This window comes from Streptomyces sp. SirexAA-E, from assembly GCF_000177195.2.
Taxonomy (GTDB): Bacteria; Actinomycetota; Actinomycetes; order Streptomycetales; family Streptomycetaceae; genus Streptomyces; species Streptomyces flavovirens.
This window is the reverse complement of record NC_015953.1, coordinates 3,131,365-3,145,488: the sequence shown is the minus strand read 5'-3', so window position 1 is coordinate 3,145,488 and position 14,124 is coordinate 3,131,365. Positions and strand designations below refer to the sequence as shown.

Genomic DNA, 14,124 nt, shown 5'->3' with positions numbered 1-14,124 from the left:
GCGCGCGTCACGCGATTCGCTTTCAACGGGGGAGGCCCACCATGGGCGTTGAGGAGAACACCGGCACCACGGACACCGTGGTCACGGACGGCACCGCGGCAGGCTCCGGGGAGGCGACGGCGCTCGCCGCGCGCACCGTGGTCTACCCGGTCGCACCCGGCTACCGCGTCAACGTCCGGCGCGGACCGGGCACGCAGTACGGCATCGTCCGGACGCTGCCGGCCGGCAGCAGCGTCCCCGTCTACTGCCAGAAGCCGGGCGAACGCGTCTCCGGGCCGTACGGCACGTCGAGCATCTGGAACAACATCGCGAGCGGCGAGTTCGTGTCGGACACCTACATCCGCACGGGCAGTGACGGATACATCGCCCCGCGCTGCGACTGACACGCGGGATAATCGGTCCCGTGAGCGAGAACAGCGAGGCAACCGACGCACCCTCCGGCGGCACGGCCCCCCAGGGCCCCGCAGCCGGCCCCGAACCCGAACCCCTCCGCTTCTTCGGTACGACCTGGGTCGACCACGACGGCGGCTACGGGCTGCGGCGCGTGGGCGTCTCCGTCGGCTCGCTGGCGGCGGCCGTCGTCTCCTGCCTGGTGCTGCGCCTGGCGTACCAAGGGCTGGAGATCGCCGAGGTCGGCGGGATCGTCGGCATGCTCGTCGTGCTGATGTTCGCGGTATGCAGCGCCCTCGCCTTCCGGCGGACCTGGGACGGCTTCCGCGGCCGCCCCGCCGACCCGGCCCGCGAGGAGAGCCTGCGCGGGCTCAAGTCGATCGGCTTCATCGGCTCTCTCCTCGCCTATTTCGTCCGCTCGCTCACGGAGGCACCGGGCGAGAAGCTGCGGCGCGCCGAGTACGAGACGGCCGTGGCCCGGTACGCGAAGCGGCGCTCCGCCCGCACCGGCAACCCGGCGGCACGCAGGAGCGCCAAGGCCAGGCGCAACGGCCGCGGGTAGAGCACGGGGCGGGTGCCGCACGGCGCGTGCGCACCCGCCGCCGTGCGGGCACGCCGCACGGTGGACCCGCCGTGCGCACCCGCCGCCGTGCGGGCACGCCGCACGGTGGACCCGCCGCCACGTGATGGCACACGATGGGTCATGACCACATCTGCTCCCACACCCCGCGCCCTGTCCTTCGACCGGGCCGCCGCCTCGTACGCCGCGGCCCGCCCCGGATACCCGCCCGCCCTCTTCGACGCGATCGAGGAGCTGGCCGGCCGCCCCCTGGACGGCGCGCGGGCCGTCGACGTCGGCGCGGGGACCGGCATCGCGACCCTGCTGCTCCACACACGCGGCGCCCGGGTCACGGCCGTCGAGCCCGGCCCGGGGATGGCGGCCGAACTGCACCGCTCCCTGCCGTCCGTGCCGGTCGTCCGGGGCGACGGCAACCGGCTCCCGCTCGCCACCGCGTCGGTGGACCTCCTCACCTACGCCCAGTCCTGGCACTGGACCGACCCCGCCCTGTCGCTGGCCGAGGCCGCCCGGGTGCTGCGGCCCGGCGGCGCCCTGGCGCTCTGGTGGAACGTCGCCGACCACTCCGTGGCCTGGATCGCCGAACAGGACGAGCGTCTGCGCCGTCACTTCGGCACGGGCGACAGCGCCCACGGTTCGGCGGTCACCCCCGGAGGCGGTGCCGGGTCGCGCCTCCCCGAAGGGGCCTTCGTGCGACGGCGGCTGCCCTGGGGCCGGACCGTGCCGGTCGAGACCCATCTGACCAACCTGGCCAGCCACTCGGCCTTCCTCGTGCGTGGCGCGGGCGAGGAGGAGCGGACCCGGGAGTTCCTGGACGAGGAGCGCCGTCACCTCGCCGCGGTCTTCCCGGACGGCACGGTCGAGGAGCGCTACGTGGTCGACCTCGGCGTGGTGGTCGTGGACGGCCCGGACACGGCGGGGTGACCGGCCGCCCCTTCGCCGCGAGGTCCGGCACGAGGCGGTCACCCGCGACGTCCGGGACGTCGACCTCACCGACCAGGGGGACGCGCTCGCCGAGAACCTCTCCCGGGGCCGGCGCAGCCGCGTCTCCCTCCGTCGCCCTGCTCGGTACCCCCGAACTCCTGGTGCTCGACGAGCCGACCGTCGGCCTCGGCCTCGGCCCCGTGCTCCGACGCGATCTCTGGGACCTCTTCCACGCCCGCGCCGCGGACCGGGGCACCACGATCCTCCTCTCCTCCCACGTCATGGACGACGCCTGCTCGCCATGTCCCTGGGGAAGGGGGGCCTGATCGCCGGATACGCCCTGGCCTTCGGTGCCGTGGCCGTCGTTCAGTCCTTGCAGGCGACCGCGCTCTCGGTGTGGGTGTCCCGGGCCTCGACGTCGTCGGGTCCCCCTGGCCGCTGCTCCTGGTCGCGCTGCTCGACGCGTTGCCGGGCACGGCGCTCGGGCTGTTCGTGTCGGCCTTCGCCGCCTCCGAGTTCCAGGCGGGATGAACCAGATCCTCAGCCACCCGGACGTGACCGCCGACTTCTCCCGCGACGTCCTGGTCGTCGCGGGATCCGCGCTGCTCGTTCTCTGCCTGGGCGCGGCCACCCTCCGCCGCCGCACGGCCTGACGCCCCGGTGCGAGGATGGCGGCCACGACGACGCGTACCGCCGCCCGGAGGGTGAAACCGCATGACCCAGACAGTCGCAGTCCTCGGTACAGGCAAGATCGGCGAGGCCCTGCTCAGTGGCATGATCCGGGCCGGCTGGCGGGCCGGCGACCTGCTCGTGACCACCCGCCGCGCCGAGCGCGCGGAGAAGCTCCGCACCCGGTACGGCGTCGAGGCCGTGACCAACCCCGAGGCCGCCAAGAGCGCGGACATCCTGATCCTCGCGGTCAAGCCCCAGGACATGGGCACGCTCCTGGACGAGCTCGCCCCGCACGTCACCTCCGACCGCCTGGTCATCAGCGCGGCCGCCGGCATCACGACGGCCTTCATCGAGGACCGCCTCGTCGAGGGGACCCCGGTGGTCCGGGTCATGCCGAACACCCCGGTGCTGGTGGACGAGGGGATGTCCGTGATCTCTGCGGGCAGCCACGCCACGCCCGACCATCTCGGACTCGCCGAGGCGATCTTCGGCGGTGTGGGCAAGACGCTGCGCGTCCCGGAGTCCCAGCAGGACGCCGCCACCGCGCTCTCCGGCTCGGGGCCCGCGTACTTCTACTTCCTCGTCGAGGCCATGACGGACGCCGGCATCCTGCTGGGCCTGCCCCGCGCCCAGGCACACGACCTGATCGTGCAGGCCGCGATCGGCGCCGCCGTCATGCTCCGGGACAGTGGCGAACACCCGGTCAAGCTGCGTGAGGCCGTGACCAGTCCGGCCGGCACCACCATCAGCGCCATCCGGGAGCTGGAGAACCACGGCGTACGCGCCGCCCTCATCGCCGCCCTGGAGGCGGCCCGCGACCGCAGCCGCGAGCTGGCCTCCGGCAACGGCTGAACCCCCTCCCGTCCTCCTCCCCGGCCGCGTCACCGGCCCGGCGCGACCGGTCGCGGAACGGGTGGCCGCAGCCGGGGGCGGAGGCCCGAGGGGCGAGGTTGACACGGCCAGACGGGATCCGTAGTGTGCTCCGAGTTGTCCGACGTGAGCGCCGACTCCGGTCGGTCCCCGGACAGCCATTCCGCAGTCACCACAGCTAACGAGCGACTCCTGTCGTGCGTTTTGTATGTGCGCGTCTGTGCGAAATGAGGAATCAGTGTTCGAAGGCAACCCGATTAGCTTCGGAGCCGGGGATTCCGCTAAAGTCTCACTCGTCGGAACGGCCCAACGGCCGGGAAGACGAAGCCCGCTGACTGGGAATCAGGCCCGAAAGGATCTGATAGAGTCGGAACCGCCGGAAAGGGAAACGCGAAAGCGAAGAACTGGAAAGCACGGTGGTGAATCAACCGCCGAGCAGGAACCCGCTTCGACCGGGAATCGGACACGAAAGAGTCTGATAGAGTCGGAAACGCAAGAACGAAGGGAAGCGCCCGGAGGGCCCCGGTGAAACGGGACCGAAGGAAGCGTCCGTTCCTTGAGAACTCAACAGCGTGCCAAAAGTCAACGCCAGATATGTTGATACCCCGGCCTGCTTCGGCAGGTTGGTGGTTCCTTTGAAAAGACCTGCCAGGCCCTTGGGTGCTGGTAGGCGAAACACAGCGAGGACGCTGTGAACGACCGGTCTTATTCCGACCTGGTCGTTCCGCTCTCGTGGTGTTCATCCCGATTACGGGAAAACATTCACGGAGAGTTTGATCCTGGCTCAGGACGAACGCTGGCGGCGTGCTTAACACATGCAAGTCGAACGATGAAGCCTTTCGGGGTGGATTAGTGGCGAACGGGTGAGTAACACGTGGGCAATCTGCCCTTCACTCTGGGACAAGCCCTGGAAACGGGGTCTAATACCGGATAACACTCTGTCCCGCATGGGACGGGGTTAAAAGCTCCGGCGGTGAAGGATGAGCCCGCGGCCTATCAGCTTGTTGGTGGGGTGATGGCCTACCAAGGCGACGACGGGTAGCCGGCCTGAGAGGGCGACCGGCCACACTGGGACTGAGACACGGCCCAGACTCCTACGGGAGGCAGCAGTGGGGAATATTGCACAATGGGCGAAAGCCTGATGCAGCGACGCCGCGTGAGGGATGACGGCCTTCGGGTTGTAAACCTCTTTCAGCAGGGAAGAAGCGAAAGTGACGGTACCTGCAGAAGAAGCGCCGGCTAACTACGTGCCAGCAGCCGCGGTAATACGTAGGGCGCAAGCGTTGTCCGGAATTATTGGGCGTAAAGAGCTCGTAGGCGGCTTGTCACGTCGGATGTGAAAGCCCGGGGCTTAACCCCGGGTCTGCATTCGATACGGGCTAGCTAGAGTGTGGTAGGGGAGATCGGAATTCCTGGTGTAGCGGTGAAATGCGCAGATATCAGGAGGAACACCGGTGGCGAAGGCGGATCTCTGGGCCATTACTGACGCTGAGGAGCGAAAGCGTGGGGAGCGAACAGGATTAGATACCCTGGTAGTCCACGCCGTAAACGTTGGGAACTAGGTGTTGGCGACATTCCACGTCGTCGGTGCCGCAGCTAACGCATTAAGTTCCCCGCCTGGGGAGTACGGCCGCAAGGCTAAAACTCAAAGGAATTGACGGGGGCCCGCACAAGCAGCGGAGCATGTGGCTTAATTCGACGCAACGCGAAGAACCTTACCAAGGCTTGACATATACCGGAAAGCATCAGAGATGGTGCCCCCCTTGTGGTCGGTATACAGGTGGTGCATGGCTGTCGTCAGCTCGTGTCGTGAGATGTTGGGTTAAGTCCCGCAACGAGCGCAACCCTTGTTCTGTGTTGCCAGCATGCCCTTCGGGGTGATGGGGACTCACAGGAGACTGCCGGGGTCAACTCGGAGGAAGGTGGGGACGACGTCAAGTCATCATGCCCCTTATGTCTTGGGCTGCACACGTGCTACAATGGCCGGTACAATGAGCTGCGAAGTCGTGAGGCGGAGCGAATCTCAAAAAGCCGGTCTCAGTTCGGATTGGGGTCTGCAACTCGACCCCATGAAGTCGGAGTTGCTAGTAATCGCAGATCAGCATTGCTGCGGTGAATACGTTCCCGGGCCTTGTACACACCGCCCGTCACGTCACGAAAGTCGGTAACACCCGAAGCCGGTGGCCCAACCCCTTGTGGGAGGGAGCTGTCGAAGGTGGGACTGGCGATTGGGACGAAGTCGTAACAAGGTAGCCGTACCGGAAGGTGCGGCTGGATCACCTCCTTTCTAAGGAGCACTTCTTACCCGGTTCGCTGGGTCAGAGGCCAGTACACCGGCGAATGTTCGGTGCTGGTTGCTCATGGGTGGAACGTTGACTATTCGGCACGACAGGTTGGTTGCTACTAGTACTGCTTCGGCGTGGAACGTGGTGATGGATCGGTCGGGTCGGGCACGCTGTTGGGTATCTGAAGGTACGGGCTCGTTTGAGTCTGTCCCTTTGGTTGCCGGCCCCAGTGCACTCGTTCGTCAGAACGGGGTGATGGGTGGCTGGTCGTTGTTTGAGAACTGCACAGTGGACGCGAGCATCTGTGGCCAAGTTTTTAAGGGCGCACGGTGGATGCCTTGGCACCAGGAACCGATGAAGGACGTGGGAGGCCACGATAGTCCCCGGGGAGCTGTCAACCAAGCTTTGATCCGGGGGTTTCCGAATGGGGAAACCCGGCAGTCGTCATGGGCTGTCACCCGCTGCTGAACACATAGGCAGTGTGGAGGGAACGAGGGGAAGTGAAACATCTCAGTACCCTCAGGAAGAGAAAACAACCGTGATTCCGGGAGTAGTGGCGAGCGAAACTGGATGAGGCCAAACCGTATGCGTGTGATACCCGGCAGGGGTTGCGCATGCGGGGTTGTGGGATCTCTTTTTCACAGTCTGCCGGCTGTGAGGCGAGTCAGAAACCGTTGATGTAGGCGAAGGACATGCGAAAGGTCCGGCGTAGAGGGTAAGACCCCCGTAGCTGAAACATTAACGGCTCGTTTGAGAGACACCCAAGTAGCACGGGGCCCGAGAAATCCCGTGTGAATCTGGCGGGACCACCCGCTAAGCCTAAATATTCCCTGGTGACCGATAGCGGATAGTACCGTGAGGGAATGGTGAAAAGTACCGCGGGAGCGGAGTGAAATAGTACCTGAAACCGTGTGCCTACAAGCCGTGGGAGCGTCGCGCATCGAGCTTGCTCGGTGCGTCGTGACTGCGTGCCTTTTGAAGAATGAGCCTGCGAGTTAGCGGTGTGTAGCGAGGTTAACCCGTGTGGGGAAGCCGTAGCGAAAGCGAGTCCGAATAGGGCGTTTGAGTTGCACGCTCTAGACCCGAAGCGGAGTGATCTAGCCATGGGCAGGTTGAAGCGGAGGTAAGACTTCGTGGAGGACCGAACCCACCAGGGTTGAAAACCTGGGGGATGACCTGTGGTTAGGGGTGAAAGGCCAATCAAACTCCGTGATAGCTGGTTCTCCCCGAAATGCATTTAGGTGCAGCGTCGTGTGTTTCTTGCCGGAGGTAGAGCACTGGATAGGCGATGGGCCCTACCGGGTTACTGACCTTAGCCAAACTCCGAATGCCGGTAAGTGAGAGCGCGGCAGTGAGACTGTGGGGGATAAGCTCCATGGTCGAGAGGGAAACAGCCCAGAGCATCGACTAAGGCCCCTAAGCGTACGCTAAGTGGGAAAGGATGTGGAGTCGCAGAGACAACCAGGAGGTTGGCTTAGAAGCAGCCACCCTTGAAAGAGTGCGTAATAGCTCACTGGTCAAGTGATTCCGCGCCGACAATGTAGCGGGGCTCAAGCGTACCGCCGAAGTCGTGTCATTCATACACATATCCTCAACGGGAGTATGGATGGGTAGGGGAGCGTCGTGTGCCGGGTGAAGCAGCCGCGGAAGCGAGTTGTGGACGGTTCACGAGTGAGAATGCAGGCATGAGTAGCGATACACACGTGAGAAACGTGTGCGCCGATTGACTAAGGGTTCCTGGGTCAAGCTGATCTGCCCAGGGTAAGTCGGGACCTAAGGCGAGGCCGACAGGCGTAGTCGATGGACAACCGGTTGATATTCCGGTACCCGCTTTGAAACGCCCAGTACTGAATCAGGCGATGCTAAGTCCGTGAAGCCGGCCCGATCTCTTCGGAGTTGAGGGTAGTGGTGGAGCCGATGAACCAGACTTGTAGTAGGTAAGCGATGGGGTGACGCAGGAAGGTAGTCCAGCCCGGGCGGTGGTTGTCCCGGGGTAAGGGTGTAGGACGCACGGTAGGCAAATCCGTCGTGCATATAGTCTGAGACCTGATGCCGAGCCGATTGTGGTGAAGTGGATGATCCTATGCTGTCGAGAAAAGCCTCTAGCGAGTTTCATGGCGGCCCGTACCCTAAACCGACTCAGGTAGTCAGGTAGAGAATACCGAGGCGTTCGGGTGAACTATGGTTAAGGAACTCGGCAAAATGCCCCCGTAACTTCGGGAGAAGGGGGGCCATCACTGGTGAGGGGACTTGCTTCCTGAGCTGGGGGTGGCCGCAGAGACCAGCGAGAAGCGACTGTTTACTAAAAACACAGGTCCGTGCGAAGCCGTAAGGCGATGTATACGGACTGACGCCTGCCCGGTGCTGGAACGTTAAGGGGACCGGTTAGTACACTTTCGGGTGTGCGAAGCTGAGAACTTAAGCGCCAGTAAACGGCGGTGGTAACTATAACCATCCTAAGGTAGCGAAATTCCTTGTCGGGTAAGTTCCGACCTGCACGAATGGCGTAACGACTTCTCGACTGTCTCAACCATAGGCCCGGTGAAATTGCACTACGAGTAAAGATGCTCGTTTCGCGCAGCAGGACGGAAAGACCCCGGGACCTTTACTATAGTTTGATATTGGTGTTCGGTTCGGCTTGTGTAGGATAGGTGGGAGACTTTGAAGCAGCCACGCCAGTGGTTGTGGAGTCGCCGTTGAAATACCACTCTGGTCGTGCTGGATGTCTAACCTGGGTCCGTGATCCGGATCAGGGACAGTGTCTGATGGGTAGTTTAACTGGGGCGGTTGCCTCCTAAAGAGTAACGGAGGCGCCCAAAGGTTCCCTCAGCCTGGTTGGCAATCAGGTGTTGAGTGTAAGTGCACAAGGGAGCTTGACTGTGAGACCGACGGGTCGAGCAGGGACGAAAGTCGGGACTAGTGATCCGGCAGTGGCTTGTGGAAGCGCTGTCGCTCAACGGATAAAAGGTACCCCGGGGATAACAGGCTGATCTTCCCCAAGAGTCCATATCGACGGGATGGTTTGGCACCTCGATGTCGGCTCGTCGCATCCTGGGGCTGGAGTCGGTCCCAAGGGTTGGGCTGTTCGCCCATTAAAGCGGTACGCGAGCTGGGTTTAGAACGTCGTGAGACAGTTCGGTCCCTATCCGCTGTGCGCGTAGGAATATTGAGAAGGGCTGTCCCTAGTACGAGAGGACCGGGACGGACGAACCTCTGGTGTGCCAGTTGTCCTGCCAAGGGCATGGCTGGTTGGCTACGTTCGGAAAGGATAACCGCTGAAAGCATCTAAGCGGGAAGCCTGCTTCGAGATGAGTATTCCCACCACCTTGAGTGGTTAAGGCTCCCAGTAGACGACTGGGTTGATAGGCCAGATGTGGAAGCCCGGTAACGGGTGGAGCTGACTGGTACTAATAGGCCGAGGGCTTGTCCTCAGTTGCTCGCGTCCACTGTGTTGGTTCTGAAATAACGAACTGCCGTGTTTTCTCCGGTGTTGGTTAATTTCATAGTGTTTCGGTGGTCATTGCGTTAGGGAAACGCCCGGTTACATTCCGAACCCGGAAGCTAAGCCTTTCAGCGCCGATGGTACTGCAGGGGGGACCCTGTGGGAGAGTAGGACGCCGCCGAACTATTATTCCGGGAAAGCCCCGTGCCCTTGTGGCACGGGGCTTTTCTGCGTTCTGAGCGTCTAGTGTCGGAGCATGCGCTACGAACTGGTCATCTTCGACAACGACGGTGTGCTCGTCGACAGTGAGCCGATCTCCAACACCGTCCTCGCCGGCTACCTCACCGAGCTCGGCCACGCCACCTCGTACGAGGACTCCATCCGCGACTACATGGGGGCCGCCGTCCACCGCGTGCACGACCTGGTGGAGGAGCGGACCGGCCAGAAGCTCCCCGACGACTTCGACGAGCAGCTTCTCGCCCGCACCGTCGCCGCGTTCCAGCAGGAGAACCTCGTCGCCGTCGACGGGGTCGAGGACCTCCTCGGCAAGCTCGTCGCGGACGGAGTCGCCTACTGCGTGGCCTCTTCCGGGAGCCACCAGAAGATCGCGGCCGGGCACCGGCGGACCGGGCTCGACCAGTGGTTCGAGGACGAGTGGATCTTCAGCTCGCAGGACGTCGGGAGAGGGAAGCCCGCCCCCGACCTGTTCCTCCACGCCGCCGAACGGATGGGCGTCAGCCCCGAGCGGTGCGTCGTGATCGAGGACAGCCCGCTCGGCGTCGAGGCGGCCCGCGCCGCGGGGATGGACGTGTACGGCTTCACCTCGATGATGCCGGTCGACCGGCTCGTCGGTGTCACCGGGCACTTCTCGGACATGGCCCAGCTCCCGGAACTGCTTGCCTGATCGGCCTACCCAGCGGTAGTCCCTGGCTCTACGCTCGCGGCCATGACAACTGCGCGGCTGCGGTACGGCAGGGCTTCGCTGGCCTTCGGCTTCCTGGTGCAAGGGGTGACCTTCGCCCTGCTCGTGACGCGCATCCCCGCCATCCAGGACCGGTACGGGATATCCGACGGGCTGCTGCCCGCCTTCCTGGCCGCCGTGCCCGTGCTGGCGGGGGTCGCCAGTGTGGCCACCGAGAAGGTGGTCGCGCGGGTGCGCCCCGGTGTGGTGCTGCGGTGGGCGCAGCCCGTCGTGATGCTGGCCCTGCTCGGGGTGGGCGCCGGCGGCGAGGTGTGGCAGGCCGCGCTCGCGCTCGGTGTCTTCGGGCTGGCCGTGGGGGCCCTGGACGCCTCCATGAACATGATGGGCGTCAGCCTGCAACGGGCCTACGGGCGCAGCATCATGCTCGGGTTCCACGCCGCGTACAGCCTCGGTGGCATCGCCGGTGCGTCGATGGCCTGGGCCGGTGCCCACTGGGACCTGTCGCTGCTCGTCTCCTATCTGCCGGCGGTGGCCGTCCTGCTGCCCGCGGTGCTCGTCGGGAGCCGCTGGTACGCGGAGGGTGACGTGCCCCGGGGCGTGGCTGCCGGGGCGGGACCCGGCGGTGCGGCCCCGGGGAAGGGGCCGTCGGTGCCGTTCCGGCTGCTGCTGCCCCTGTGCCTGGTGATGTCGTTCGCGTACATCGGGGACTCCACCGTCTCCAACTGGAGCGCGAAGTACCTCCAGGACGTGCTGGGCAGTTCGGAGCAGCTGGCGACCGTCCCGTACAACGTCTACATGGTGACCACGCTCCTCGGGCGGGCCGTCGGGGACCTGGGGGTGCGGCGGTTCGGGGCGGTGGGAGTGGTGCGGGCCGGGAGTGTGCTGGCGGCCGTGGGCTTCGCGGTGGTGGCGGTGGCGCCCGGGGCGTGGTGGGGGATGCTCGGGTTCACCCTGCTGGGGCTCGGGCTGTGCGTGATCGTGCCGCAGACCTTCGCCGCGGCCGGCCGGATGTTCCCGGGGGCGAGCGATGTGGCCGTCGCCCGGCTGAACGTCTTCAACTACGTCGGGTTCCTGGTCGGATCGCCGCTCGTGGGGGCCCTCGGCGACGCCTGGAGTTATCGGGGCGCGATGCTGGTCCCGATGGTGCTCGTTCTCGCGACGCTCGTGTACGCCAGATCGTTCGGGGCGGACCCCGCCCGATACGGTGGCGGGCATGAGCGGGCGCGCGCGGCTGATGTGGGATGACGTGGTAACGGGATACGACTTCGGGGACGGCCACCCCATGGACCCGGTCCGGCTCGCCCTGACGATGGGGCTGGTCCGGGCGTACGGGCTCGACGCGGCGGTGGACGTGCGGTCGGCCAGGGCGGCGGGGGAGTCCACCCTGCGGCTGGTGCACCGCGAGGACTACGTGGAGGCGGTGCGTACCGCGTCCGTCGACCCGAAGGCCGCCGACCAGGCGTACGGGCTCGGGACCGTCGACGATCCCGCGTTCGCCGGCATGCACGAGGTGTCCTCGCTCATCGCGGGCCTCTCGGTGGGGGCGGCGGAGGCCGTCTGGCGTGGGGAGAGCGAGCACGCCGTGAACTTCACCGGCGGCCTGCACCACGCGATGCCCGGGGCGGCCGCGGGTTTCTGCGTCTACAACGACCCGGCGCTCGCCATCGCGCGGCTGCTGGAGCTGGGCGCGGAGCGGGTGGCGTACGTCGACGTGGACGTCCACCACGGGGACGGCGTCCAGGCGGCGTTCTGGGAGGACCCCCGGGTGCTGACCGTGTCGCTGCACGAGCACCCGCGTACCCTCTTCCCGCACACGGGCTGGCCGGAGGAGACCGGTTCGGGGGCGGGGGAGGGCGGCGCCGTCAACGTGGCGCTGCCGGCGGGCACGGGCGACGCGGGGTGGCTGCGGGCCTTCCACGCGGTGGTGCCGGAGCTGCTGGCGGACTTCCGGCCGCAGGTGCTGGTGACCCAGCACGGGGCCGACACCCACTTCGAGGACCCGCTGGCCCACCTCGCGGTGTCCCTGGACGCCCAGCGGGCCATCATGACCGCCTGTCACGACCTGGCCCACGCCCACGCGGAGGACGGGCGCTGGGTCGCGCTCGGTGGCGGCGGATACGCGGTGGTGGACGTCGTACCGCGGTCCTGGACCCACCTCGTGGGCATCGCCGCGCACGCCCCGGTGGACCCGGAGTCGGTGATCCCGTCGTCGTGGCGGGACGAGGTCTACGCCCGTACACGGCAGTTGGGGCCGGGCCGGATGACGGACGGGCGGACGCCCGAGTGGCGGTCGTGGGAGGAGGGGTACGACCCGGCGGACCGGCTGGACCAGGCGATCCGGGCGACCCGGCGGGCGGCGTTCCCGCTGCGGGGTCTGCTGCCGTGAGGCACGGTTACGCCGACGGTGGGGCACTGTAGGGGTTTTGACCCGGGGAGAGGCCCGGTGGGGCAGCATCGTCAGGGTGTTGAGCACCGGAGCGCTGCGCGCGCATCTGCTGGCGGCCCGGCTGGCCGGGCCCGTCGCGACCACCCGGGAGGCCGGTCTGCGGAGTTACCGGCTCTTCGCCGCGAGGGACCCCCGCGTGTTGCTGGGCCTCGATCCCGAACGGGCCTGGAGCGAGGGGGATGTGCTGCGGCTGATGGCCGACCGGTGCGGGGTCTCGGACGATCCCGGCGAGGTGTCGGGCCCCGACGTGATCGATCCGGAGCGGACCCTGGCCGCTCTGGAGGCGTTCGCGGACCGGCTCGCGGGAGCGGCGGCGCGGCGGGCCCCCGTGCTGTTCGGCACCGGCCATCCGCACCGGCTGCTCGGGTTCTACGCCGTGCTGGCGGACGCCCTGTCGGCGGCCGGGTGCGCGGTGCTGACCCCCGCGCGGGGCCGGTGTGTCGACATGGCGGGGCGATTCGGCGTACGTGCATACACCCTTGATTACGTAGAAGGTGTCGCGCTGGTGCGCGAACCGGGCGCGCGGTCACCGGAGAGTGCGACCGGCGTGCACACGCATTCGCCGCTGCCCGTCCGGGCCGTGCTGGGCGAGGCGGCCCGTGCCGGTGAGGCGCTGCCCGAGCTGGTCGTCGGAGACCACGGGTGGGTCTGCGGGGCAGGTCAGCTGGGTATCGAGGCCATCGGACTGGCGGACACGGACGACCCCGCGCTGTTCGTCGGCGAGGCCGAGGGGAGGGTGTCCGTCGCCGTCCCGCTGGACGACGGGGTACCGGCCGAGCACTACCGGCCGCTGGCTCGCTATGTACTCAATCGGGCGTGTCTGTCACGGTAGGCGACCGATCGTCTCACCTCTTCCCCACTCGCATCACCCGCCCCTAACCTGGGCAGTGAGCGCACAACGACGAAGAGTCACCGGAGGGGAAGCCGGTGCGCGTCTCGTGCGGAAGGTACAGGTGGGTCATGGCTGCTGGCAGCGAGAGGCCTCTCAACGAGGTCAAGTTTCTCACCGTGGCGGAAGTCGCCTCGGTCATGAGGGTGTCGAAGATGACCGTGTACCGCTTGGTGCACAGCGGTCATCTGCCGGCGATCAGGGTGGGAAGGTCCTTCCGGGTCCCGGAGCAAGCGGTTCACGAGTATCTCCGTGAGTCCTTCGTGGGGGTGGAATCGGCCTGAGGGGCCTGGGATCGCCCTCCGATTACGTCCCTCACCCGGTGGCGGGTAGGCTAGGCCGACGTAGGTCGTGTGGGCCCAGACGCCCCGCACCAGTGAAGAAGACAAGCGAGGGTAGTCGTGGGCTCTGTTATCAAGAAGCGGCGCAAGCGGATGGCCAAGAAGAAGCACCGCAAGCTGCTCAAGCGCACGCGCGTTCAGCGTCGCAACAAGAAGTAAGCGAACGCTGTTCGTGAGACCGAGGCCCTCCCGCCGTACCGGCGGGAGGGCCTCGGTGCGTTCCCGGCCCGGTCGGCCGCACCCGCCTTCGCCGCCCGTCCCGCGGCGTCGGTGCCGTTTCCCCCCATCGGTTCGGTAAAGCCCGCCATGGGGGCGTCACAGCGCAGCACCCAGCGACTACGGTGACGCCCAGGGGAAGACCCCGCT

At 66.3% G+C, this 14,124-nt stretch carries 10 protein-coding genes, 3 rRNA genes and 2 pseudogenes; all 15 read left to right on the top strand.

Annotated features, from left to right (window positions below):
• The first annotated feature begins 41 nt into the window (after nt 1-41).
• The 15 genes and pseudogenes from SACTE_RS13875 to SACTE_RS33180 all read left to right on the top strand — a co-directional run bounded on the left by SACTE_RS13875 (nt 42) and on the right by SACTE_RS33180 (nt 13,917).
• On the top strand, nt 42-383 hold the full coding sequence (locus SACTE_RS13875) for a hypothetical protein (protein WP_014046661.1): 342 nt from the start codon (nt 42-44) through the stop codon (nt 381-383).
• A 20-nt stretch (nt 384-403) separates the two neighbouring features.
• A complete protein-coding gene (locus tag SACTE_RS13870; RefSeq protein WP_014046660.1) occupies nt 404-952 on the top strand; it encodes a hypothetical protein in 549 nt (182 codons plus the stop codon).
• A gap of 141 nt (nt 953-1,093) precedes the next feature.
• Complete coding sequence (locus tag SACTE_RS13865; protein WP_014046659.1) at nt 1,094-1,891, top strand: class I SAM-dependent methyltransferase; 798 nt, start codon at nt 1,094-1,096, stop codon at nt 1,889-1,891.
• Between the two features lie 25 nt (nt 1,892-1,916).
• A pseudogene (locus tag SACTE_RS13860) lies at nt 1,917-2,184 on the top strand (ATP-binding cassette domain-containing protein); the annotation flags it as partial.
• Nucleotides 2,181-2,544 (top strand): annotated as a pseudogene (locus tag SACTE_RS33185) (ABC transporter permease); the annotation flags it as partial. The pseudogenes SACTE_RS13860 and SACTE_RS33185, both read left to right, overlap by 4 nt.
• A gap of 61 nt (nt 2,545-2,605) precedes the next feature.
• Complete coding sequence (proC, locus tag SACTE_RS13850; protein ID WP_014046658.1) at nt 2,606-3,415, top strand: pyrroline-5-carboxylate reductase; 810 nt, start codon at nt 2,606-2,608, stop codon at nt 3,413-3,415.
• A gap of 779 nt (nt 3,416-4,194) precedes the next feature.
• Nucleotides 4,195-5,720 (top strand): 16S ribosomal RNA (locus SACTE_RS13845).
• A gap of 304 nt (nt 5,721-6,024) precedes the next feature.
• A 23S ribosomal RNA gene (locus SACTE_RS13840) occupies nt 6,025-9,149 on the top strand.
• Between the two features lie 78 nt (nt 9,150-9,227).
• A 5S ribosomal RNA gene (gene rrf / locus SACTE_RS13835) occupies nt 9,228-9,344 on the top strand.
• Together the 16S, 23S and 5S rRNA genes form the textbook arrangement of a ribosomal RNA operon.
• Nucleotides 9,345-9,416: 72 nt before the next feature.
• Complete coding sequence (locus tag SACTE_RS13830; RefSeq protein WP_014046657.1) at nt 9,417-10,064, top strand: HAD family hydrolase; 648 nt, start codon at nt 9,417-9,419, stop codon at nt 10,062-10,064.
• Nucleotides 10,065-10,106: 42 nt separating this feature from the next.
• Nucleotides 10,107-11,327, top strand: coding sequence for an MFS transporter (locus SACTE_RS13825; protein WP_014046656.1), 1,221 nt, complete (start codon nt 10,107-10,109; stop codon nt 11,325-11,327).
• On the top strand, nt 11,296-12,468 hold the full coding sequence (locus SACTE_RS13820) for an acetoin utilization protein AcuC (protein ID WP_014046655.1): 1,173 nt from the start codon (nt 11,296-11,298) through the stop codon (nt 12,466-12,468). The genes SACTE_RS13825 and SACTE_RS13820 overlap by 32 nt, the downstream gene beginning before the upstream one ends.
• Before the next feature lie 76 nt (nt 12,469-12,544).
• Nucleotides 12,545-13,360 (top strand): phosphatase, encoded by an 816-nt coding sequence (locus SACTE_RS13815; protein WP_026359169.1) that lies wholly within the window; start codon nt 12,545-12,547, stop codon nt 13,358-13,360.
• Nucleotides 13,361-13,488: 128 nt separating this feature from the next.
• Complete coding sequence (locus tag SACTE_RS13810) at nt 13,489-13,701, top strand: helix-turn-helix domain-containing protein (protein WP_014046653.1); 213 nt, start codon at nt 13,489-13,491, stop codon at nt 13,699-13,701.
• Nucleotides 13,702-13,818: 117 nt separating this feature from the next.
• On the top strand, nt 13,819-13,917 hold the full coding sequence (locus SACTE_RS33180; protein ID WP_003948845.1) for an AURKAIP1/COX24 domain-containing protein: 99 nt from the start codon (nt 13,819-13,821) through the stop codon (nt 13,915-13,917).
• The last annotated feature ends 207 nt before the right edge of the window (nt 13,918-14,124 follow it).